The following is a 21,552-nucleotide window of genomic DNA, read 5'->3' on the forward strand; positions in this document are numbered from 1 at the left end:
CCGCGACGCCGTCGCTACGCACGTCCCCGCGCGTCGGCCCCGCAGCACGTCCTCGTCGTTGCTTCTAGGCTGGCCGCGTGAGTACTCCAGTGAGCAGGTCGGCACCCAGCCGCGTCTTCGTCGGCCGACTGGCGGGGACCCCCGTCTTCGACCCCCTCGGCGACCCGGTCGGCAAGGTGCACGACGTCGTCGTGCTCCTGCGGACGAAGAACCCGCCGCGCGCGGTGGGGCTCGTCGTCGAGGTGCCGGGCAAGCGGCGGGTGTTCCTGCCGCTCACCCGGGTCGTGGGCATCTCCGGCGGGGCGGTCATCACCACCGGGCTGCTCAACATCCGCCGCTTCTCCCAGCGGGCGAGCGAGACGCTCGTCCTCGGCCAGCTCGTCGACCGGCGGCTCACCCTCGCCGACGGGAGCGGGGACGTCATCGTCTCCGACGTCGCCATCGAGCAGCAGCGCAACCGCGACTGGCTCGTCACCCAGCTCTTCGTCGCGCGCACGACGCAGACGCGCGGCCTGCGCCGGCGGCGCGGGGAGCAGATGGTCGTCGAGGTCGGCGACCTCGTCGACCTCGTGGGCGGCAGCGAGCCCCAGCCGGCGACGTCGTTCCTCGCGACCATCGAGGACCTCAAGCCCGCCGACGTCGCCGACGTCATGCACGACCTGCCGGTGGACCGGCAGCTCGCGGTCGCCGCCGAGCTCACCGACGAGCGCCTCGCCGACGTCCTGGAGGAGCTGAGCGACGACGACCGGGTCGCCATCGTCTCGAGCATGGACGCGCACCGCGCCGCCGACGTCCTGGACGTCATGCAGCCCGACGACGCCGCCGACCTCGTCAACGAGCTGCCGCCGGACGTCGCCCGCTCGCTGCTCGACCTCATGGAGCCGGAGGAGGCCGAGGACGTGCGCCGCCTGCTGCGCTACGAGGAGCGCACCGCCGGCGGTCTCATGACCACCGAGCCGCTCATCCTGCCGCCGGAGTCGACCGTCGCGGTCGCGCTCGCCAGCGCGCGCCGGGTGGACGTCCCGCCCGCCCTGGCGACGATGATCTTCGTCGTGCGTCCGCCCCTGGAGACCCCGACCGGGCGGCTGGTCGGCGTCGTCCACATCCAGAAGGCGCTGCGCGAGTCCCCCGCCGTCCAGCTCGGGACGATCCTCGACGCCGACATCGAGTCCCTCGGCCCGCACGACGAGATCGGCAAGGTCACCCGGCTGCTCGCGACCTACAACCTCACCGCCCTGCCGGTCGTGGACGACGAGCGGCGCCTGCTCGGGGCGGTGAGCGTCGACGACGTCCTGGACCACCTGCTGCCCGAGGACTGGCGCGACGCCGACACCGAGGACACCGACACCGCGATGACGAGGAGTGCCCATGGCTGACCGGCTCGACACCCCGATCGACCCCCGCCGCCGCTGGCGCCGCCCGCGGGTCGACTCCGAGATGGTCGGCTCGGTGTCCGAGGGGATCGCCCGGTTCACCGGCACCCCCCGCTTCCTCGTCTACCTCACCGTCTTCGTCGCGGTGTGGCTGGTGTGGAACACGTGGGGACCGGAGAGCCTGCGCTTCGACTCCGGGGCCCTGGGCTTCACCGCGCTCACGCTCATGCTCTCGCTCCAGGCCTCCTACGCCGCGCCGCTCATCCTCCTGGCGCAGAACCGGCAGGACGACCGGGACCGGGTGACCGCCGAGCAGGACCGCCGACGCGCCGAGCGCAACCTCGCGGACACCGAGTACCTCGCGCGGGAGCTGGCCTCGCTGCGCCTCGCCCTCGGCGACGTCGCCACCCGCGACTTCGTGCGCTCGGAGCTGCGTGACCTCATCGAGGAGCTGCGCCAGCAGGACGAGGAGCGCGACCCCGCCAGGTAGCGGACGGCGGACACCTCCCGGAAACGCGCGAGACGCGAGCCACCCGGACCTTTGGCCCGGTATGACCCGATGCGGGGGCGACCTACCATGGGAGGTATGTCTGCCCCCACCGTCGAAGCGATCCGTAGCGAGCTGGACAAGGTCCTCGACCCCGAGATCCGCCGCCCCATCACCGAGCTGGGGATGGTCCGCTCCGTCGAGGTCGCCGACGACGGCGACGTCGTCGTCGGGATCGACCTCACGACGGCGGGCTGCCCGCTGCGCACGACCATCACCAACGAGGTCACCGCCGCCGCCCAGCGCGTCGAGGGCGTCGGCGACGTCCGCGTCGACATGGGTGTCATGAGCGAGGAGCAGCGCAAGGAGCTGCGCTCCCAGCTGCGCGGCGGGGTCGCCGAGCCGACCATCCCCTTCTCCGAGCCGGGCAACCTCACCCGCGTCTACGCCGTGACCTCGGGCAAGGGCGGGGTGGGCAAGTCCTCGGTGACCGCCAACCTCGCCGCGGCGATGGCCGCCGACGGCCTCAAGGTCGGCGTCGTGGACGCCGACATCTACGGCTTCTCCATCCCCCGCATGCTCGGTGTGGAGCACGCGCCGACGAAGGTCGACGACATGATCCTCCCGCCGGTCGCCGGCGACGTGAAGGTCATCTCCATCGGCATGTTCGCCCCGCCCGGACGCCCGATCGTCTGGCGCGGCCCGATGCTCCACCGCGCGCTGCAGCAGTTCCTCGCCGACGTCTTCTGGGGCGACCTCGACGTCCTCCTCCTCGACCTGCCGCCCGGGACCGGCGACATCGCGATCTCGGTCGGCCAGCTCCTGCCGGGCGCCGAGATCATCGTCGTCACCACCCCGCAGAGCGCGGCGGCCGAGGTCGCCGAGCGGGCCGGCTCGCTCGCCGGGCAGACCAACCAGCACGTCGTCGGCGTCATCGAGAACATGTCCTGGCTCGAGCAGCCCGACGGCACCCGCATGGAGATCTTCGGCTCCGGTGGCGGACGCCAGGTGGCCGAGAACCTCACCGCGGGCCTGGGCTACGAGGTGCCCGTGCTCGGCCAGATCCCGCTGGAGATGAAGCTCCGCGAGGGCGGGGACTCCGGCCGCCCGTTCGTCCTGGACGACACCTCCCCCGCGGCCGAGGCGCTGCGCGGCATCGCCCGCACGCTCAGCCGGCGCGCCCGCGGCCTGGCCGGCCGCTCGCTGGGCATCAGCCCGGTCTGACCCTCAGGTCGCCTCGTCGTCGAACGGCGCGCGGCCGGCCGGTGCACGGCCGGTCGCGCGCCGCACGTCGTCCTCTCGCAGCGCGTCGCGCACGATGCGGCGCGGGTCGTACTGGCGCGGGTCCAGGGAGCGCAGGTCGAGGTCGCCGAGCTCGGGGCCGAGCTCGGCACGCACCCGCTCCGTCGTCGTCGCCGAGAGCTGGCGCAGGTTGCGCACCAGCCGGCCGAGCTGCTCCGCGTACTGGGGCAGGCGCTCGGGGCCGACGAGGATGATCGCCAGCAGGGCGATGACGGCGAGCTCGGACCCGTTGATCGGCACGGCCCAAGGATAGTTCGCCGTCAGCCGCTGTCGGCCTCGTCGAGGACGACCTCGACCTCGCGCTCCTGCCCGTCCTCGGTGCGCACCGTGAGCACGACCGTGTCGCCCGGCGCGCGCGAGCGCACGGCGACGATGAGCTCGGAGGGGGTGGTGACGGGCTGGCCGTCGAAGTGGGTGATGATGTCGCCCGGCTCGATGCCGGCCTCGTCGCCCGGACCGCCGGGCGTCACCGCGGGGGTGTCGGCGGCGCCGTCCTGGAGCACCTGGACGCCCTCGCCCGTGTAGCGGGTGTCGAGGGCGACGCCGATGACCGGGTAGGTGGCGCGGCCGGTCTCGATGATCTGCTCGGCCGTGCGGCGCACCTGGTTGGACGGGATGGCGAAGCCGAGCCCGATGCTCCCGGTCTGCCGGCCGCCCGCCTGGGCGATGGCCGTGTTGATGCCGATGACCTCGCCCGCCGTGTTGAGGAGGGGCCCGCCGGAGTTGCCGGGGTTGATCGCGGCGTCGGTCTGGATCGCGTTGATGAACGACGTGCCGCCGCTGTCGCCGCCGGCCTGCACCGGCCGGTTGAGCGCGGAGATGATCCCGCTCGTCACGGTCCCCTCCAGGCCGAGCGGCGCGCCGACGGCGACGACCGGGTCCCCCACGACGAGGGAGTCGGAGTCGGCGAGGGGAAGCGGGGTGAGGCCGTCGAGGTCGACCTTGAGGACGGCGAGGTCGTAGTCGGCGGTGCGGCCGACGATCTCGGCCGGCTCCTGCGTGCCGTCGATGAAGGTCACCGCCACCCGGCCGCCACCGTCGGCCGCCGCGGCGATGACGTGGTTGTTCGTCACGAGGTAGCCGTCCTCACGCAGGACCATGCCGCTGCCGCTGGAGGCGCTCGTGCCGCTGACGACCTCGATGAAGACGGTGCTGTCCAGCGCCGCCGCGGCGATCCCGGCGATCGACTCCGGGGCGCGGTCGGTGGACGTCGGGCTGCTCGGCAGCGGCAGCGCGCCGGAGGTCTGGGCGGGCCACAGCGCCCGGGCGCCCAGGGCCCCGAGGACGACGCCGCCGAGCAGGGCGACGAGGACGAGGAGGACGACGACGCCGGTCCCCACCGTCCCGCGCCGACGGCGCCGGCCGGCGCCCTCCGGTCCGGCGGGCCACTGCCCCGGTCCGTGCCACGGCTGCCCGGGCGCCTGCCACTGCTGGGAGGCCTGCCACGGTCCGGCCTGGGCGGCGTGCTGCGTGCCGTCCGGCGCGGCTGCGGCCGGGTGGGCGGGGGTCGGGTGGTCGGCGGTCGGGTGGACGGTGGTCGGGTGGACGGTGGTCGCGTCGGTGGGGGCACCCTCCTCGGGCGTGCCACCGCCCGCCGGGGAGGACCAGGGCAGGGCGGAGCCGGTCCGCGGCCACGGCTCGGAGGCGGGCTGCTGCGCCCCCTGCTGCTCGGCGCCGGGGGCGTCCCCCGGCCACGGGGCGGCCGGGTGCTGCGGTGCGGGCGTCTCCTCGGGCCGCGGTGCCCACGAGCCGTGCTCGGCCGGCTGCCCGCCGGCGGGCGGCCACGGGTCCTGCGCCCCTGCGGCGGGCTGCTGCGCCGCGGCGTCGGCCGGCGCGGCCCAGGGGAAGCCCTCGGCCGGCGGCGGCGTGGCGCCGGGCCGGTGCGCGCCGCGGCGGGAGCGCCACCCGAGACGTCGCCTCTGGCGTGGGGCGGCGTCGTCGCGGGAGGCGAGGGCGGGTCCGGCAGGGGCCTCGGGGGCGGCGTCCTGGGGGTCGTCGTCCTCGAGGGCGGCGTCGTCGACGGGCTCACGCTCGTCGTCCACGCTGTAGGGCTCGGTGCGGGGCGCCGGCGCGGGCGGGTAGCCGGGCTCCTGCTCGCCGGGTCGTTCGTCCATGGGCACAGTCTCCTCCCTGTTCACGCTGCGCGGGCGGTCAGCCCTCGACCCACCGCGTCACACTCTCCCAGCCGCGGGCCAGCCGCGCGCCGAGCGAGGTGTCGTAGCCCTCTGCCGGGAGGGCGCCGCGGATCGCGTCGCTGAAGGTTGCGTCGTCGGGCGCCGAGAGGAGGACGACGACGCAGTCGGCGCTCTGCAGGGCGACGTCGTGGACGCCGGTCGGCAGGAGCACGGCCTCGTGGCCACCGCCGAGCTCGGCCCGCAGCGCCGTGGTGTCGCTGTCGGGGGCGAGGACGCCGCGCTGCTGCAGGACACGCACGTGCGCCATCGCCCCGGCGAGCTCGAGCTCGAGGACCTCCCCCAGCTCGGTGTCGAAGACCTCGACGTCGACGACGCGCATCCCGTGCGGCAGCGTCTCGGGCGTGCTCCACCCCTCGGCCGCGAGCCACGCGACGATCTCGTCGCTCGCCTCCTCGGTGCCCAGCCCCTCGGGCAGCTCCGTGGGGCGCTCCCCCGCGTCCCCGCTCACCGCGGCGACGAGCGCGTTCGGGTCGGTGCGCGTCTCCGCGACACCCCCGACGACGGCGAGCCCCACGACCGCCACCCCGGTCGCGGCCCCGACGCCGGCGCCCACGAGGAAGGCCCGGCGCCGCCCGCGGCGCTGCTCGGCCGGCCCGGGCGACAGCGCGAGGAGCCGCTCGGTGAGCCCCGGGTCAGGCTCGACGTCCTGGGCGCCGCTGAGCACGGCGCGCGAGGCCCGCTCCTCGGCGAGCAGCCACGCGCAGCGCGGGCAGGCGGCGGCGTGGCCGAGCAGTGCCTCGGCCTCGGCCGCCGGGAGCTGGCCGTCGACGAGGGGGGCGACGCGGTTGCCCAGGTGGTTCATCCGGCCATCTCCCGGACACCGGGCCGCAGGTGGGCGAGCTGGTCGCGCAGCATGGCGCGCCCCCGGTGGATCCGCGAGCGCACGGTGCCCATCTTGATCCCGAGCGTCGCGGCGATCTCCTCGTAGGACAGCCCCTCGACGTCGCACAGCACGACTGCCGCGCGGTACTTCGGGGGCAGCGCGCTGAGGGCGGCCTGGACGTCGGGGTCCACGTGCCCGTGCTCGAAGCGCCGGTGCAGGTCGTGCTCCTCGTGGGAGGCGGGCAGGTCCTCCGCCTGCTCCCCGAGCTGGGTGACCCGCACCCGCGAGCGCTTGCGGGCGCCGTCGAGGAAGAGGTTGGTCGTGATCCGGTGCAGCCAGCCCTCGAAGGACCCGGGCTGGTAGGAGTGCAGCGAGCGGAATACCCGGACGAACGTCTCCTGCGTGAGGTCCTCGGCGTCGGCCTTGTTGCCGGTGAGCCGGTAGGCCAGCCGGTAGACCCGGGCCGAGTGGTCCCTGACGATCTCCTCCCAGGACGGCGTGGTCCAGGTGGCGTCGTCGGTCGTCATCGCGGCGGCCTCTCGTCGGGTGTAGATGACAGGATACGAGGCGAACCTGGGGACCACCTGGGAGCGGGCACGGCGGCGCTACGATCAGGGGCACCCGCTCGCCGTCGCCCACCCCCTGGAGGCACACCATCGCTGCCGAGAAGGCCCTCAGCTGGGCCTACACCGAGGAGTTCATCGCCGAGGACGACGTCACCGCCGCGGCCCGGCGCCGCGGCGAGGAGCTCGGCGCCCCCGTCGTCAGCCCGGGGACGGGCGCGGCGCTGCGGCTGCTCGCCGCCGCCGTCGGCGCGCGCGCCGTCGTCGAGATCGGCACGGGCACGGGCGTGAGCGGCCTGTGGCTGCTCGGCGGCATGCGGCCCGACGGCGTCCTCACGACCATCGACGTCGACACCGACTACCAGCGCGCGGCCCGCGAGGCCTTTACCGCCGCCGGGGTGCGCTCGGCGCGCACCCGGCTCATCTCCGGCCGGGCGATGGACGTCCTGCCCCGGATGGCCGACGGCGCCTACGACCTCGTGCTCGTCGACGCCGAGCCGGCCGACGTCGCCGACTACGTCCAGCAGGCGGTGCGCATGCTCCGCGTCGGCGGGGTGCTCGCCGTGACGAACACGCTGTGGCACGACAGGGTCGCCGACCCCGCGCGCCGCGACGAGGCGACCGTGGCGATGCGCGAGCTGGGCAAGGCCGTCCGCGGGGACGAGCGGCTCACCGCGGCCCTGCTGCCCACGGGCACCGGGCTGCTCACCGCCGTCCGGCGCGGCTGACCCGCACGCGACCGGGCCCTGGACGCGAGCAGCGCCCGCCGGGAGGACCCGGCGGGCGCTGCTGCGTGTCCTGGCGCTTCTACGTACTGAGGGCTCAGGCCTCGGGGAAGCCGTCGAGCACGGCGGCCGAGGCGGACAGGCCCAGGCGGGTGGCGCCGGCGTCGATCATCGCCTGCGCGGCGGCCGCGTCGCGGATGCCGCCGGAGGCCTTGACGCCCAGCCGGCCACCGACGGTACGGGCCATGAGCTCCACGGCGTGGACGCTCGCCCCGCCCGCGGGGTGGAAGCCGGTCGAGGTCTTGACGAAGTCCGCCCCCGCGGCCTCGGCGGCGCGGCAGGCGGCGACGATCTGCTCGTCGTCCAGGGCCGCGGACTCGATGATGACCTTGAGGACGGTCGGGGCCGGGGCGGCGGCGCGGACGGCCGCGATGTCGGCCTCGACACGCGCCCAGTCGCCCTCGTAGGCGGCGGCGAGGTTGATGACCATGTCGACCTCGGCGGCGCCGTCGGCGACGCACCGGGCCGCCTCGGCAGCCTTGACCTCGCTGTGGTGGGCGCCGGAGGGGAAGCCGCACACCGTGGCGACGACGACGCCCTCGGCGTCCTCCAGCGGGAGGTGCGAGGGCGAGACGCACACGGCGAGGACGCCGAGCTCCTTGGCCTCGGCGACCAGCGCGGCCACCTGGTCGTGGGTCGCCTCGGGCTTGAGCAGGGTGTGGTCGATCAGCTGGGCGACGGCGGCGCGCGGGGTCATGGCTTCCTCCTGGGGGGCGGGGTGTCGGTGGTCCGAGCCTATCGGCCGTCAGACGCCGTCCCCGTCATCCTCCGGCTCGTCGGGCTCGGGGACCTCGGTGGCCTGCTCGACCTGGTCGGCGACGCTCGCCTCCCGGTCGGGGTCGACGACCTCCGGCGGGTCGTAGTCCTCGCCGGTGGCGGGGTCCAGAGCCGCGACGGCCTCCTCGGGGTCCTGGGGCAGGTCGGCGTCGGTGTTCGGGGAGATGCTCATCGTCACCCTTCCTCGGTCGGTGCTGTCGGGTGTCCAGTGTGGCCCGTCGCGCGGCCGCCCGCAGCGAGGCTCAGGCCGGGACGGGAAGGAGCACGGCGGTGACGTGGGTCCACCCGCCGAGCGCGGGGTGCGGGCCCGTGCGGCCGAGGAGATCACTCACCGGCACGGTGTGCACCGAGCCCTCCGCGGGCTCGTAGACCTGCAGGGTGCCGGGCAGGGCCGCCCCGGGCGGCGGGGGCACGGCGAGGACGACGTGGCGCGGGACGGCGTGGGAGAGCCCGCCGCGCACGTCGCCGCCGACGTAGACGGGCACCGGGATGCCCCGCCGGTTGGCGGCCTCGACGAGGCCGAGGACGTCCGCGGCCTCCGGGGAGGAGTCGCTGACGGGCCGTACGCGGTACCGCACGCCGGGGAAGCGGGCCTCCCGGGCGGCCGTCCAGGGCGGGGTGCCGAGCGAGGCGGGCCAGGGCAGCGGGCCCAGCGCCCGGCGTGCGGTGGCCGCCTTGACCTGACGCTGCGCGGCCGCGAACCGTTCGCCCGCGCCGCCGCGGACGTCCTGCGCGGGGACCTCGGGCGGGCGGGGACCGGCCGGCAGCCGGCCGGTCTCGAGCCAACGGGCCAGGGCGGGGTCGCCGGTGGCGGCGAGCATGACGAGCACGGCCGAGCCGCACGTCGACCCGTCCACCTGCCGGGCGCGCGCGTCACCGAGGAGGACGGGCAGGCCCCCCGCGGCTGCGGCGCGCGGCCGCGAGGTGCCGGCCGGACTCTCGGTCCCACCGCTCGCGGCGCTCGGCCCCACGGTGCCGGCCACCGGCACGTGCCCGCCCGCCGCGGCGGCCGGACCCGTCGGGACGACCGGCGCCGCAGGTCCGGCAGCCGCCCGGACCGGACGGCTCAGCGCCGCGAGGGGCGCGGTGAGCTGCCAGCGGTGCCAGTGGGACTCGGCCACCTCAGCCAGCGATCTTCTCGAGGACGACCTCACCGGCCCGGACGCCCTCGTCGGAGGCACCGATGTCGATGCCGCCCTCCAGGGCCTGACGGGCGCGGTCGAAGCGCTCGGGGGTGTCGGTGTGCATGGTGAGCAGGGGCTGGCCCGCGGTCACCCGGTCGCCCGGCTTCGCGTGCAGCTCGACGCCCGCTGCGGCCTGGACGGCGTCGCCCTGGCGGGCGCGGCCGGCGCCCAGGCGCCACGCGCACACGCCGACGGCGTAGGCGTCCAGGCGCGTGAGCACGCCGTCCTCCTGCGCCGTGATCGTCTCGGTCTCCTTGGCGGTGGGCAGCGGGGCGTCCGGGTCGCCGCCCTGGGCGCTGATCATCCGGCGCCACACGTCCATCGCGCGGCCGTCGGCGAGCGCGGCGCGCGGGTCGGCGTCGGTGCGACCGGCGGCGTCGAGCATCTCCCGGGCGAGGGCCACGGTGAGCTCGACGACGTCGGCGGGACCGCCACCGGCGAGTACCTCGACCGACTCGCGGACCTCCAGGCCGTTGCCGGCGGTGAGGCCGAGCGGGGTGGACATGTCGGTGAGCAGGGCGGTGGTGCGCACGCCCGCGTCGGTGCCGAGGGCGACCATCGTGCGGGCGAGCTCGCGGGCGGCGTCGATGTCCTTCATGAACGCGCCCGAGCCGACCTTGACGTCCAGGACGAGCGAGCCGGTGCCCTCGGCGATCTTCTTGCTCATGATCGAGGAGGCGATGAGCGGGATGGCCTCGACGGTGCCGGTGGTGTCGCGCAGCGCGTAGAGCTTCTTGTCCGCCGGGGCCAGGCCGGTGCCGGCGGCGCAGATGACCGCGCCGATGTCCTCGAGCTGGCGCAGGATGGCGTCGTTGTCGAGGTCCGCACGCCAGCCGGGGATCGCCTCGAGCTTGTCGAGGGTGCCGCCGGTGTGGCCCAGACCGCGCCCGGACAGCTGGGGCACGGCGACGTCGAAGACGGCGACGAGCGGGGCGAGGGGCAGGGTGATCTTGTCGCCCACTCCCCCGGTCGAGTGCTTGTCGGCGGTGGGCCGGCTGAGGCCGGAGAAGTCCATCCGCTCGCCAGAGGCGATCATCGCGGCGGTCCAGCGGGCGATCTCCCCGCGGTCCATCCCGCGCAGGAAGATCGCCATGGCGAGGGCGGACATCTGCTCGTCGGCGACGACGCCGCGGGTGTAGGCGTCCACCACCCAGTCGATCTCTGCGACGGAGAGGGTGCCGCCGTCACGCTTGGTCCGGATGATGTCGACGACGTCGAAGGCTTCGGTCATGACCCAACCCTAGGGGCGAGAACGACCGAGCGCTGGGAGGAAGGGCCCGCCACGTCAGCGGCCCGCCAGGTGCCCGGGGCCGAACGCCTCGGGGAGCACCGCGGTCATCGGCTGGATGCCGGAGGGCATGTCGACGAGCAGCTCGGGCCCACCGTGCTCCCACAGCAGCTGGCGGCAGCGGCCGCACGGGATGATCACGGTGCCGTCGCCGTCGACGCAGGTGAAGGCGACGAGGCGGCCCCCGCCGGTGGCGTGCAGCTCGGAGACGAGGCCGCACTCGGCGCACAGGGCCAGCCCGTAGGAGGCGTTCTCGACGTTGCAGCCGGTGACCGTGCGGCCGTCGTCGACGAGCGCGGCGGCACCGACCGGGTAGCGGGAGTAGGGGACGTAGGCGCGGGGCAGCATCCCCCGGGCGAGCTCGCGCAGCCGGTCCCACGTCGTGTCGTCGATCATGTCGCTCTCCTCCTGGTCGGTGGCCTCCCGCCGTGGCGTGAGGTGGGCCGCTGGCGGGAGGACGTCGGTGGCCCCGGCCCCCGAGGGGGCCGGGGCCGACCGGCTACTTGATGTAGGGCTTGTTCTCCGCGGCCGGCGGGCGGACCCGCCCGACGAGGCCGGCGACGGCGAAGATGGTGATGACGTAGGGCAGCATGAGGAGGAACTCCCCGGGGATGCCCGCGCCACCCATCGTGCTCAGCATGTTGGCGAGGTTACGCGACAGCCCGAACAGGAGCGCTGCGGCGACGGCCCCGATCGGGTTCCACCGGCCGAGGATCATCGCCGCGAGGGCGATGAAGCCGTTGCCGGCGGACATGTCCCGGCCGAACGCCAGGCCCGAGCCCAGGGTGAAGAACGCACCGCCGAGGCCGGCGAGGGCGCTGCCGAGGATCGGGGTGACCCACCGGGTGCGGATGACGTTGATGCCGACGGTGTCCGCGGCCTTGGGGTGCTCGCCGACGGCGCGCACCCGCAGGCCCCAGCGGCTGCGGAACAGGAAGAACTGCAGCGCGATGATCGCCGCGTACATGAGGTACACGAGGATGTTCTGGTTGAAGAGCACCGGGCCGATGATCGGGATGTCCGAGAGGATCGGCACCGGGAGCGTCGGCAGCCGGAAGCGCTGGTTGAGGTCCGGGTTGTCGCTGAGGACGGTGGAGAAGAAGAACGTCGTCAGGCCGAGCACGAGGACGTTGAGCACGACACCGACGATGATCTGGTCGACCCAGTACTTCACGCTGAAGAACACGAGCAGGACGCCGACGAGCGCACCGGCGATCGGTGCGGCGATGACGCCGACGTACGGGTTGCCGGCCAGCGAGGCGACGATCGCGGAGAGGAACGCACCGGCGAGCAGCTGGCCCTCGATCGCGATGTTGACGACGCCGGAGCGCTCGCACATGACGCCGGAGAGGGCGCCGAAGACGAGCGGCACCGACAGGGCGAGCCCACCGATGAGGAGGGAGGTCAGCGGGATGGTCCCGCCGGCCCCGGCCCAGGTGAGGAAGGCGAGGACGAAGGCCGCGCCGAAGACCGACGGCGGCCACCACCCGGCCGGCTCACGCCGGACGGCGCGGAACGCGGCGTAGGCGGCCACCGCGGCCATGACGAGGGTGAGCACCCACAGCGCCGGCACCGTCGGGACGATGGTGTTGGGCAGCTCGGTGACCTCCCCGCCGGTGGCGGTGCGGAAGGTCGTCGTCTCCTCGGACTCGGTGAACAGGACGAACCCGAACAGGGAGACGAGGGTGAAGGCGATCATGATCCCGGGCGCGCGCCACTTGACGGGCGGGACGATCACGGGCGTCTTCTCGGCGGGCATGGTGGCGGTGCTCATGCCGCAGCCTCCTTCGCGACGAGCGCCGACCTGCGCCGGGGCCGGTCGGGAGCCGGCAGGCGGAAGATCGCGCGGACGAGTGGGGGTGCAGCGATGAGGAGCACGATGATCGACTGCACGACGAGGATGATGTCGATGGGGGTGTCGGTGGTCGACTGCATGAGGAACCCACCGGCCTTGAGGGCGCCGAAGAGCAGGCCGGCCGCCAGGGTGCCCCACGGGCGGGAGCGGCCGAGCAGGGCGACGGTGATCGCGTCGAAGCCGTAGGTCGCGGCGACGCCCGACGTGAGGAGCTGCTCGGTGCCGAGCACCTGCGCCGAGCCACCGAGGCCGGAGAGCGCGCCGGCGATGAGCATCGCGAGGATCATCACCTTGTTCACCGAGACGCCCGAGTTGCGGGCGGCGTCGATGTTGGCGCCGACGGCGCGCAGCTCGAAGCCGAACGTCGAGCGCTCCACGAGCCACCACACGAGCGCGGTGACCGCGATCATGACGATGAAGCCGAAGTGGAGGCGGAAGCCCTCGCCGAGGATGAGCCCGTAGAGCGAGGTGTCGCGCACGTAGGGCGAGCGGGGCAGGGCGGACCCGCCCTGCTGGAAGGCGGGCTGGGTGAGCAGCCAGCCGATGAAGTACACGGCGATGTTGTTGAGCATGATCGTGACGATCACCTCGTTGGCACCGGTCCGGGCCTTGAGGACACCGGCGATGCCGCCGTAGATCGCGCCGCCGAGCATCGCGGCGATCACCGCGAGGATGATGTGCAGGACGATCGGCAGGTCGAGCGCGAAGCCGACCCAGCCACCGGCGACGGCGCCGAGGATGATCTGGCCCTGGCCACCGATGTTGAACATGCCGGCGCGGAAGGCGACGGCGATGCCCAGACCGGTGAACACGAGCGGCACGGAGAACACGAGGGTCTCGGTGAGCGGCCGGATCGCCCGGGTGAAGGTCTCCGCCCGGTAGTCGAAGATCGCGCCGCGGAACAGGGCGTTGTACGCGGAGGCGATGGCGTCCCACGCGGCCGAGAGGAGGTCTCCGGGCCGGGTGAAGAAGTAGCTCGCGGCCTCCTGGACCCGGGTGTCGGCGGCGGCGATGAGGATCGCGCTCAGCGCCAGGGCGATGACGATCGCCAGGACGGTGACGAGCCAGCTGCCGGAGAGGATCTCGCGGGCGAACTGCGAGCTCCGGCTCGGGGGCCGCTGCCCGGCGGCCTGCTCACGGGCCGAGGGGGACTCCTCGGCCTGGGCGACGACGTCGCCCGGGTGCTCCTCGCGGCGGGGGACCTGGTCCTCGCTCACAGCTTCTCCTCACTCATGACGTCCGCGGCGGCCAGGGCCGTGCGGTGCTCCGCGGACTGGGCGCGGGCCTCCTCGAGCGGGACGCCGGCCATCATGAGGCCGAGGACGTCGCGCTCCGTGTCCCCCGGGACGATGCCGACGACGCGTCCGCGGTACATCACCGCGATCCGGTCGGCCAGGGCCATCACCTCGTCGAGCTCGCTCGACACGAGGAGGACGGCGGTGCCGTTGTCCCGCTCGACGACGAGCCGCTCGTGGATGAACTCGATCGACCCGACGTCGACGCCGCGCGTCGGCTGGGAGGCGACGAGGACGCGCAGCGGGCGGGACATCTCCCGGGCCACGACGACCTTCTGCTGGTTGCCTCCGGACAGGGTGGAGATCGGGTCCTGCACGTCAGTGAGACGCACGTCGAACTCCTGCGAGCGCCGGCGGGCGTTCGCGTCGACGACGCTCGGCAGCACGGTGCCGAAGCGGGCGAAGGGCCGCGTGTCGTACAGGTCGAGGACGAAGTTCTCGGCGACCGAGAAGCTCGAGATGACACCGCTCGTCGAGCGGTCCTCGGGGACGAAGCCGAGCCCGGCGCGCAGGCGCTCCTTGACCGGCTGGCCGACCATCTCGCGGCCGGCGATGCGGATGGAGCCGCTCAGCGGGTCGGTGAGCCCGAGGATCGTCTCGGTGAGCTCGGTCTGACCGTTGCCCTGGACACCGGCGATGACGACGATCTCGCCGCGTCGCACGGTGAGGTCGACCCGGTCGACCGCCGCGCTGCCCTTGGCGTCGAGCACGGTGAGGTCGGAGATGACGAGCTCCTCCTCGCCCGGCTCCGCGGGCGCCTTGTCGACGGCCATGCTCACGCTGCGGCCCACCATGAGGGAGGCGAGCTCGGTCTCGGAGGACGTGGGGCTCGCCTCGCCGACGACCTTGCCGCGCCGGATGACGGTGATCGAGTCCGCGATCGCGCGGACCTCGCGCAGCTTGTGCGTGATGAAGACGATGGACGTGCCCTCGGCCTTGAGCTGACGCATGATCGCGATGAGCTCGTCGGTCTCCTGCGGGGTGAGCACGGCGGTCGGCTCGTCGAGGATGAGCACCTTGGCCTCGCGGGAGAGCGCCTTGATGATCTCCACGCGCTGCTGGGCGCCGACGGGCAGGTCCTCGATGACGGCGTCGGGGTCGAGGTTGAAGCCGAAGCGGTCGGAGATCTCCTTGACCCGCTTGCGGGCGGCGCGGCGGTCGATGACACCGAGGGGTCCGGCCGGCTCGTAGCCGAGCGCGACGGACTCCGCGACGGTGAAGACCGGGACGAGCATGAAGTGCTGGTGCACCATGCCGATGCCGGCGGCGACGGCGTCGCCGGGGCCGTTGAACGTCACGGGCTCGCCGTCGAGGAGGATCTGCCCCTCGTCGGGCTCGTAGAGGCCGTAGAGCACGTTCATCAGGGTGCTCTTGCCGGCTCCGTTCTCACCGAGGAGGGCGTGGATCTCGCCGGGCTCGACGACCAGGTCGATGGAGTCGTTGGCGACGAGCGGACCGAAGCGCTTGGTGATGCCGCGAAGCTCGAGCTTCACTGGGCTGCTCCAAGGGTGTAGGTGGCCGCGGTGGCGGCCGTGCGGTGGACCGGGGGTCCGGGAAGGAAGGTGGGCGCGGCACGCACGGGGGCGACAGCGCCCGGACTGATGACGGCCCGGCCACCATGGGATGGCGGCCGGGCCGTCACGACGTCACATGAGGATCAGGGAGCGTTGACGGTCTCGACCGTGATCTCGCCGGAGATGATCTGCTCCTGGATCGCGGTGATCTGGTCCTGGAGCTCCTGGGGCACCTCGGCGCTGCCGAGGGCCAGGCTCACGCCACCGTTCTCGAGGTCACCGACGTAGGGGGTGCCGGAGAAGGTGCCCTCCGAGGCCTCCTTGATGGTCTCGAAGACGCCCGCGCCGATCTCCTTGACGACCGAGGCGAGGGTGATGTCGCCGTAGTCGGTCGACTGGGTCCAGTCGGAGTCCACGCCGACGATCCACACGTTGCCGGCGTTCTCGGCGGCAGCGGCCGCGCCGAGGCCCACGGGGCCCGCGACCGGCATGATGATGTCCGCGCCCTGGGCGATGAACTGCTCGGTGAGCGCCTGGCCCTGGCCCTGGTCCTCGAAGCCGCCGGAGAACGTGCCGTCCTGCGCCTCCTTGTCCCAGCCGAGGACCTGGACGTCGGTGCCGTTGTCCTCGTTGTACTTCGCGACGCCGTCGACGAAGCCGTCCATGAAGATGCTCACCGACGGGATCGGCAGGCCACCGAAGGTGGCGACGGTGCCGGTCTGGGTCATGCCCGCGGCGAGGTAGCCACCGAGGTAGGCCGCCTCGGCGGTGTTGAAGATGATCGGCTTGGCGTTGTCGAGCTCGACCGGCGCGGGCGGGTCACCCTCGGAGAAGGTCGCGTCGACGAGACCGAAGGCGAGGTCGGCGTTGCCCTCGGCAGCGCCCTGGATCGGGTCCTCGAGGAGGAAGCCGACACCGATGGTGATGTCGCAGCCCTGCTGCACCATGGCGTCGACGTTCGGGCCGAAGTCGGCGTCGCTCTGGGACTCGGCGTTGTTCATCTGGATGCCGAGCTCGGCCTCGGCGCGCACGGCGCCCTCCATGGCCGACTGGTTGAACGACTGGTCGTCCCAGCCGCCCTGGTCGGAGATGAGGCAGGCAAGGAAGTCGCTGGCGCCGTCGCCGGCAACCTCGGTCTCGGTCTCCGCGGCGGTGGTCTCTTCGCCGCCCGGCTCGGTGGTGTCGTCCGGCGCGTCGCCACATGCGGCGAGCGTCAGCGTCGCCACGGCGGCCAGAGCCGTCGCGTAGATGCTCTTCTTCACGCTTACTCCTGGAGGTTAGGCCGGTGGTCCGGCGGAACGATGGGGGCGTTCACCGAACCAATCGGCTGTGTCTTGCTGACTTTAAGCCTCTGGAATGTGAGAACCGCCGCATGGTGAGACTACGGGGTGTTCTGTTACAGAAACGTTGCTATCGGGCGCGCACGGGAGCGCCCCCGCGACCGGGGCGCACACGGCCCCCACGCGTCGGCGCGGTGACCCGCGGTTCGTAGCCTGCGAGCTGCGCCGTTCGGGCGAGAACGCGCATCCCGATCCCGATGGCGCGCTCGTCGACGACGAGGTCGCCCTGGTGGAGGTCGTACGCCGGGGCGCCCGGCGTCCGCGTGCCCAGGCGCACCATGGCACCGGGCACCCGGGACAGGTACCAGGCGAAGTCCTCCCCGCCGAGGGACTGCTCGGTGAGGACGACCGCCTCGCTCGAGACGACCTCGCGGGCGGCTCCGTCGAGCATGCGCACGCACTGCTCGTCGTTGACGACCGGGGGCATGCCGCGGATGTGCTTGAGGTCCACCTCCACGCCGTAGGGCGCGAGCAGCTCGTGGACGACGTCGTCGACGAGCGCGCCGGCGCGCTCCCACGTCTCGACGTCCAGGGAGCGCAGCGTCCCGGTGACCGTCCCGCTCGCGGGGATGGTGTTGGGTGCCCGCCCGGCGTTGACGGCGCCCCACGTGAGGTTGGCGCCCGAGCGCGGGTCGAGGCGGCGGTCGAGGACCGCGGGCAGCTGGGTGATGATGTGGCCGAGCGCGTAGACGACGTCGCCGGTGAGGTGCGGCCGGGAGGTGTGCCCGCCGTTCGAGCGGACGGTGATCGTCACGTTGTCCGACGCCGCGGTGATCGGGCCGATGCGCGAGCCGATCCGGCCCACCTCGAGCTTGGGCGCGCAGTGCACGGCGTACATCTGCTCGACGCCGTCGAGAACCCCGGCGTCGAGGAGCGACTTGGCGCCGCTGGGCTGGACCTCCTCGGCGGGCTGGAGGATGAGGCGGACACCGACGGGCAGCAGGTCCTCCTCGGCCAGCCGGGCGAGGACGAGCCCCGCGCCGAGGACGGCGCTGGCGTGCACGTCGTGGCCGCAGGCGTGGGACAGGCCCTTGTTGCGCGAGCGGAAGGGCAGCCCGGTGGTCTCGGTGACCGGGAGGGCGTCGATGTCGCCGCGCAGGCCGATGCGCCGTCGGCCCCGCGCCCGCGGGTCGGGTCCGATGTCGCACACGAGCCCGGTACTCGTGAGGCGGCGCGGGGAGAGCCCGGCGGCTCTGAGGCGGTCGGCGAGCAGGTCGGTGGTCTCGCGCTCCATCCACCCGAGCTCGGGGTTGGAGTGGATCTGCCGGCGGAGGGCGACGAGCTCGTCGTCGAGCTCGTCGGCGAGCTGGAGGAGACGGTCGACCGGAGGGACGTCGTTCACCCTCGCGACCCTAGCGCGGTTCCTCAGCGCAGCGCCTCGGGCAGCCGGTCCACGATCTCCTTGACCCGCTGCGCGTGGTCCGCCGTCGTCACGAGGAGGGCGTCGGGCGTGTCGACGACGACGGCGCCGGGGAGGCCGAGGACGGCGACGCGCCGGTCGCCCGGCACGACGAGGGCGCCGGGGCTGTCGAGGGCGAGGGTGAGGCCGGCGTCGCCGAGGGTGCGCACGCTCCCCTCCCCCGCGGGCAGCAGCCCGGCGAGGGAGCGCCAGTCGCCGACGTCGTCCCAGCCGAGGTCGGCGGGCACGACGGCGACCCCGCCGTCGGCGGCGACGGGCTCGGCGACGGCGTGGTCGATGGCGATGCGGGTGAGGCGCGGCCACTCACGGGCGAGCACCTCCTGCCGCCCGGGGGTGTCCCAGGCGCGGGCGATGGCGAGGAGACCGTCGTGCAGCGGCGGCTGGAGCCGGGCGAGGTGGTCGAGGAGCACCTGGGCGCGCACGACGAACATGCCGGCGTTCCACCGGTAGCGACCGGTGGCGAGGTACTCGGCGGCCGTCGCGGCGTCGGGCTTCTCGACGAAGCGGGCGACGTGCCGAGCCGTGGGGGCGCCGTCGAGGGCGAGCGGGTCTCCCTCCTCGATGTAGCCGAACGCGGTCGAGGGGTGGTCGGCGGCGACGCCGACGGTGACGACGTAGCCCGCGCGGGCCGCGGCGACCGCCTCGCGCACGGCGGCGGCGAAGGCGTCGGGGCGGCGCACGACGTGGTCGGCGGCGAACGAGCCGAGGACGACGTCGCCGTGGCGTTCGCGCAGGAGGGCCGCGGCGAGCCCGATCGCGGCCATCGAGTCGCGGCCCGACGGCTCGGTGAGGAGGTTCGCGGGCGGCAGCGCGGGCAGCTGGGTCCCCACCTCCGCCGCGTGGGCCTCGCCCGTGACGACCACGACGCCCTCGGCGAGCGGCGCGAGGCGGTCCCACGTCCCCTGGAGGAGGGTGCGCCCGCTGCCGGTGAGGTCGAGGAGGAACTTGGGGTGGGCGCGGCGGGACAGCGGCCACAACCGGGTCCCGGCCCCTCCGGCCGGGACGACGGCGTGGAACCCGGGGATCTGGCTCGGCGTCATGCGGGCAGCCTAGACAGGGGGTGGGAGGCGGCGCCCGTCCCGTCCGCCCCCCGCGCGCGCCGAGGTCGCACATCTCGATCCCAGGTCCTCCGATGTTTCCGGCGACCGCTGCGGGAATGTGCGACCTCGCGGCGGGTGTGGGCGCCGGCCTCCGGGGGCGAGCGAGGAGTTGTGGGCCGGCCCCGTCTCGTAGGCGTTCAGCTAGCCGGTGACGAGCAGGGCGGCGGCCATGGTGAGGGCGGTGATGCGGGTGAGGCGGGTGGTCATGTCTCCTGCGGTGCGGCGCGCGGTGGGAACCGCCGAGCGCACGGCAGCGCCCGGGCGGTGTCCACGGCCTGCGGCCCCGATGTCAGTGGTCGCCGATAGCGTGAAGTCAGGTCGATCAGATGATCGGCGGCGAACCGAGGGAGGTGAGCAGGATGGGTGCACCGGCACCGATCGCCGTCGGTGAGCTGCTCCCCGCCGACCCCGCCGAGCCACCTCCCTGGCTGGTCGACGACGACGGGCCGGCCGAGCTGGCGCCGCTGCCGCCTGACCCGCTCGGGCCCGACCCCTTCGCAGGAGACGCCGACTCCGTCGGTGCCGTGCGACTCACGCAGGCCCCGCCTTCCGCCGGACCGCACGGGATCTCCGGGTCCGCCGCCGCTCTCGCGGACTTGCTCGCCACGGTCGCGCCCGGTCCACAGCTGGCCGGCGCCCTCGAGGCGACCGACCCGCGCGGGCTCGACCTCTACGACCTCGTCGAGGTCATCGCCGGGTACCACCGCCTCGCCTCCTGGGCCCACGCCCGGCTCACCGAGCTCACCGGCCGCCTCACCCGGCGCCCCGGGATCAACCCCCACCACCCGCTCCCCGGCGGTCGGTTCGCCGCTGACGCTGCCGCCGCCGAGCTCGCGCCGCGTCTGGGGATCCCCCGCCGCACCGCCCGCCGCATCGTCGGCAACGCCGCCCTCTTCCGCGACACCCTCGACCAGACCGCCGACGCCCTGCGGCTCGGTCACCTCGACCCCGTCAAGGCCGACACCCTCGCCCGGCTGCTCGGCGACCAGCCCGCGGACGTCGCCTGGGAGGTCCAGCGCCAGGTCCTGCCGGCCGCTCCCCACCAGACGGCGAACCAGCTGAGCCGGGCCGTGCAGCGGGCCCTCGTCGCCGTCGACCCGCACCGCGCCACCCAGCGTCACCGGGCCGCCCGGGAGACGCGCCGGGTCGACCACCCGCGCCCGCTCCCCGACGGCATGGCCGCGCTCTACGCCGTCCTGCCCGCCACCGACGCCGCCGGCCTCGACCTCGCGCTGGAGGCGGCGGCCCGGGGCGCCAAGGCGGGCGGCGACACCCGCACGATCGACCAGCTCCGCGCCGACGCGCTCGCCCTCCTCGGCCACACCGCGCTGGACCAGGGGTTCATCGGTCTGCCCGAGAAGCCCGGACAGGAGCGAGTCGCAGACGACGGCGTCCCCTGCACCCCGCATGCCGCTACCGGCGCCGAGGACCTCCAACCGGTGAGCGACTACCTGCGGATGCTCCGCATGCCGGTCGGCACCATCGGCGGGCGGCGTGCCCAGATCCGGGTCACCGTCCCGCTCTCGGCCCTCGTGCTGCCGACCACCGCGCAGGGCGGCCTCGCCAACCCGGGCGAGTGCCCGGACCACCTCGCCGAAGGGCTGACCGAGCCACCGGGGAACAGCTCCGCCCACCTCGGCACCGAACGCACGGGGCCACCAGGGACCGCTCACAACCCGCCCCGCACGACCCGATCCGAGTCGTTCGTCCCGAGCACCGGCGCCCACGGCCTCCCGGGGCCGAGCCCCGATGACGACGGCCCCACCCCGGCCGAGGTCGCCGAGCTGGACGGGTACGGCCCGATCACCCCGGACGTCGCCCGCGCCCTCGCCCTGAGCGGCGGTACCTGGCAGCGCCTCGTCACCGACCCGCTCAGCGGCCGGCTCCTCGACGTCGGGCGCACCCGCTACCGGCCACCGGCCGCGATCGCCGAGCTCGTCCGGGCGCGGGACCGCACGTGCGTCGTCCCGGGCTGCTCGACCCCGGCCGCCGGCTGCGACCTCGACCACGTCGTCCCCTACCCGCAGGGACCGACGAGCGCGCTCAACCTCGCCGCCCTCTGCCCCGCCGACCACACCCTCAAGACCCTCGGCTCGTTCCGCCTCCGGCGCACCGGCCAGGGAACCTTCGAGTGGACCACCCCGAGCGGCCACCGCTACCACCGCGACCAGAACGGCCGGGTCACCTGGCGTCGCCCGGACTCTGCCACGTCGGCCGTGGCGACCCTCACCGGACCACCGTTCTAGACTCA

20 protein-coding genes are annotated in these 21,552 nt (G+C 74.2%); 5 read left to right on the top strand and 15 right to left on the bottom strand.

The window, feature by feature from the left end:
• Positions 1 to 77 precede the first annotated feature (77 nt).
• The 3 genes from FE251_RS12470 (at position 78) to FE251_RS12480 (ending at position 3,084) form a co-directional block, all read left to right on the top strand.
• The gene (locus tag FE251_RS12470) at positions 78 to 1,376 is read left to right on the top strand and encodes a magnesium transporter MgtE N-terminal domain-containing protein (protein ID WP_139072533.1); all 1,299 of its coding nucleotides are present in this window, start codon (positions 78 to 80) and stop codon (positions 1,374 to 1,376) included.
• Positions 1,369 to 1,863: a DUF1003 domain-containing protein gene (locus FE251_RS12475; protein WP_139072534.1), complete on the top strand. Its 495-nt coding sequence runs from the start codon at positions 1,369 to 1,371 to the stop codon at positions 1,861 to 1,863. The genes FE251_RS12470 and FE251_RS12475 overlap by 8 nt, the downstream gene beginning before the upstream one ends.
• Positions 1,864 to 1,950: 87 nt before the next feature.
• Positions 1,951 to 3,084, top strand: a complete 1,134-nt coding sequence (locus tag FE251_RS12480; RefSeq protein WP_139072535.1) for an Mrp/NBP35 family ATP-binding protein — start codon at positions 1,951 to 1,953, stop codon at positions 3,082 to 3,084.
• A 3-nt stretch (positions 3,085 to 3,087) separates the two neighbouring features.
• On the opposite strand, the gene FE251_RS12485 is transcribed toward FE251_RS12480, so the two are convergent.
• Genes FE251_RS12485 through sigE form a run of 4 tightly spaced genes read right to left on the bottom strand, consistent with a single transcriptional unit; the run spans position 3,088 to position 6,707 of the window.
• Positions 3,088 to 3,402: a twin-arginine translocase TatA/TatE family subunit gene (locus FE251_RS12485; protein ID WP_139948956.1), complete on the bottom strand. Its 315-nt coding sequence runs from the start codon at positions 3,400 to 3,402 to the stop codon at positions 3,088 to 3,090.
• A 20-nt stretch (positions 3,403 to 3,422) separates the two neighbouring features.
• On the bottom strand, positions 3,423 to 5,276 hold the full coding sequence (locus FE251_RS12490) for a trypsin-like peptidase domain-containing protein (RefSeq protein ID WP_223147540.1): 1,854 nt from the start codon (positions 5,274 to 5,276) through the stop codon (positions 3,423 to 3,425).
• A 37-nt stretch (positions 5,277 to 5,313) separates the two neighbouring features.
• Positions 5,314 to 6,159, bottom strand: a complete 846-nt coding sequence (locus tag FE251_RS12495) for an anti-sigma factor family protein (RefSeq protein WP_139948957.1) — start codon at positions 6,157 to 6,159, stop codon at positions 5,314 to 5,316.
• Positions 6,156 to 6,707, bottom strand: coding sequence for an RNA polymerase sigma factor SigE (gene sigE, locus FE251_RS12500; protein WP_139071674.1), 552 nt, complete (start codon positions 6,705 to 6,707; stop codon positions 6,156 to 6,158). The genes FE251_RS12495 and sigE overlap by 4 nt, the downstream gene beginning before the upstream one ends.
• Before the next feature lie 128 nt (positions 6,708 to 6,835).
• Here sigE and FE251_RS12505 point away from each other — a divergent pair, with 128 nt between their 5' ends.
• Positions 6,836 to 7,471 carry an O-methyltransferase gene (locus tag FE251_RS12505; RefSeq protein ID WP_139071689.1) on the top strand — a complete coding sequence of 212 codons (636 nt, stop codon included), beginning with the start codon at positions 6,836 to 6,838 and terminating at the stop codon, positions 7,469 to 7,471.
• A gap of 94 nt (positions 7,472 to 7,565) precedes the next feature.
• Here the strand turns inward: FE251_RS12505 and deoC are convergent, their stop codons facing one another.
• From deoC to FE251_RS12560, 11 genes are all read right to left on the bottom strand, one after another.
• Positions 7,566 to 8,225, bottom strand: a complete 660-nt coding sequence (gene deoC, locus FE251_RS12510) for a deoxyribose-phosphate aldolase (RefSeq protein ID WP_139948958.1) — start codon at positions 8,223 to 8,225, stop codon at positions 7,566 to 7,568.
• Positions 8,226 to 8,273: 48 nt separating this feature from the next.
• Complete coding sequence (locus FE251_RS12515) at positions 8,274 to 8,477, bottom strand: hypothetical protein (RefSeq protein WP_139071676.1); 204 nt, start codon at positions 8,475 to 8,477, stop codon at positions 8,274 to 8,276.
• Positions 8,478 to 8,547: 70 nt separating this feature from the next.
• A complete protein-coding gene (locus FE251_RS12520) occupies positions 8,548 to 9,426 on the bottom strand; it encodes a hypothetical protein (RefSeq protein WP_139948959.1) in 879 nt (292 codons plus the stop codon).
• Position 9,427: 1 nt separating this feature from the next.
• Positions 9,428 to 10,720 (bottom strand): thymidine phosphorylase, encoded by a 1,293-nt coding sequence (locus tag FE251_RS12525; RefSeq protein WP_139948960.1) that lies wholly within the window; start codon positions 10,718 to 10,720, stop codon positions 9,428 to 9,430.
• A 54-nt stretch (positions 10,721 to 10,774) separates the two neighbouring features.
• The gene (locus FE251_RS16035; RefSeq protein ID WP_139948961.1) at positions 10,775 to 11,173 is read right to left on the bottom strand and encodes a cytidine deaminase; all 399 of its coding nucleotides are present in this window, start codon (positions 11,171 to 11,173) and stop codon (positions 10,775 to 10,777) included.
• Between the two features lie 103 nt (positions 11,174 to 11,276).
• Positions 11,277 to 12,551 (bottom strand): ABC transporter permease, encoded by a 1,275-nt coding sequence (locus FE251_RS12535; RefSeq protein WP_139948962.1) that lies wholly within the window; start codon positions 12,549 to 12,551, stop codon positions 11,277 to 11,279.
• Positions 12,548 to 13,849, bottom strand: a complete 1,302-nt coding sequence (locus FE251_RS12540) for an ABC transporter permease (protein ID WP_139948963.1) — start codon at positions 13,847 to 13,849, stop codon at positions 12,548 to 12,550. Before FE251_RS12540 ends, FE251_RS12535 begins: the two co-directional genes overlap by 4 nt.
• Positions 13,846 to 15,420, bottom strand: coding sequence for an ABC transporter ATP-binding protein (locus FE251_RS12545; RefSeq protein ID WP_139071681.1), 1,575 nt, complete (start codon positions 15,418 to 15,420; stop codon positions 13,846 to 13,848). Before FE251_RS12545 ends, FE251_RS12540 begins: the two co-directional genes overlap by 4 nt.
• A gap of 164 nt (positions 15,421 to 15,584) precedes the next feature.
• A complete protein-coding gene (locus FE251_RS12550; RefSeq protein WP_139948964.1) occupies positions 15,585 to 16,703 on the bottom strand; it encodes a BMP family lipoprotein in 1,119 nt (372 codons plus the stop codon).
• Positions 16,704 to 16,851: 148 nt separating this feature from the next.
• Positions 16,852 to 18,123 (bottom strand): amidohydrolase, encoded by a 1,272-nt coding sequence (locus FE251_RS12555; RefSeq protein ID WP_139948965.1) that lies wholly within the window; start codon positions 18,121 to 18,123, stop codon positions 16,852 to 16,854.
• Between the two features lie 23 nt (positions 18,124 to 18,146).
• Positions 18,147 to 19,241, bottom strand: coding sequence for a mannose-1-phosphate guanylyltransferase (locus FE251_RS12560; protein WP_139071683.1), 1,095 nt, complete (start codon positions 19,239 to 19,241; stop codon positions 18,147 to 18,149).
• A 419-nt stretch (positions 19,242 to 19,660) separates the two neighbouring features.
• On the opposite strand from FE251_RS12560, the gene FE251_RS12565 reads away from it, so the two are divergent.
• Entirely contained in the window at positions 19,661 to 21,547 is a 1,887-nt protein-coding gene (locus FE251_RS12565) for a DUF222 domain-containing protein (RefSeq protein WP_168202733.1), read from the top strand.
• The last annotated feature ends 5 nt before the right edge of the window (positions 21,548 to 21,552 follow it).

Origin of the sequence: Georgenia wutianyii, assembly GCF_006349365.1 — a bacterium.
Lineage (GTDB): Bacteria > Actinomycetota > Actinomycetes > Actinomycetales > Actinomycetaceae > Oceanitalea > Oceanitalea wutianyii.

What these genes read in the sequence shown, in the direction of transcription:
- FE251_RS12475 (WP_139072534.1), top strand. Translation starts at nt 1,369, where the DNA reads ATGGCTGACCGGCTCGACACCCCGATCGACCCCCGCCGCCGCTGGCGC.
- FE251_RS12480 (WP_139072535.1), top strand. Translation starts at nt 1,951, where the DNA reads ATGGGAGGTATGTCTGCCCCCACCGTCGAAGCGATCCGTAGCGAGCTG.
- FE251_RS12490 (WP_223147540.1), bottom strand. Translation starts at nt 5,276, where the DNA reads ATGGACGAACGACCCGGCGAGCAGGAGCCCGGCTACCCGCCCGCGCCG.
- FE251_RS12495 (WP_139948957.1), bottom strand. Translation starts at nt 6,159, where the DNA reads ATGAACCACCTGGGCAACCGCGTCGCCCCCCTCGTCGACGGCCAGCTC.
- sigE (WP_139071674.1), bottom strand. Translation starts at nt 6,707, where the DNA reads ATGACGACCGACGACGCCACCTGGACCACGCCGTCCTGGGAGGAGATC.
- deoC (WP_139948958.1), bottom strand. Translation starts at nt 8,225, where the DNA reads ATGACCCCGCGCGCCGCCGTCGCCCAGCTGATCGACCACACCCTGCTC.
- FE251_RS12515 (WP_139071676.1), bottom strand. Translation starts at nt 8,477, where the DNA reads ATGAGCATCTCCCCGAACACCGACGCCGACCTGCCCCAGGACCCCGAG.
- FE251_RS12525 (WP_139948960.1), bottom strand. Translation starts at nt 10,720, where the DNA reads ATGACCGAAGCCTTCGACGTCGTCGACATCATCCGGACCAAGCGTGAC.
- FE251_RS16035 (WP_139948961.1), bottom strand. Translation starts at nt 11,173, where the DNA reads ATGATCGACGACACGACGTGGGACCGGCTGCGCGAGCTCGCCCGGGGG.
- FE251_RS12535 (WP_139948962.1), bottom strand. Translation starts at nt 12,551, where the DNA reads ATGAGCACCGCCACCATGCCCGCCGAGAAGACGCCCGTGATCGTCCCG.
- FE251_RS12560 (WP_139071683.1), bottom strand. Translation starts at nt 19,241, where the DNA reads ATGACGCCGAGCCAGATCCCCGGGTTCCACGCCGTCGTCCCGGCCGGA.
- FE251_RS12565 (WP_168202733.1), top strand. Translation starts at nt 19,661, where the DNA reads ATGGGTGCACCGGCACCGATCGCCGTCGGTGAGCTGCTCCCCGCCGAC.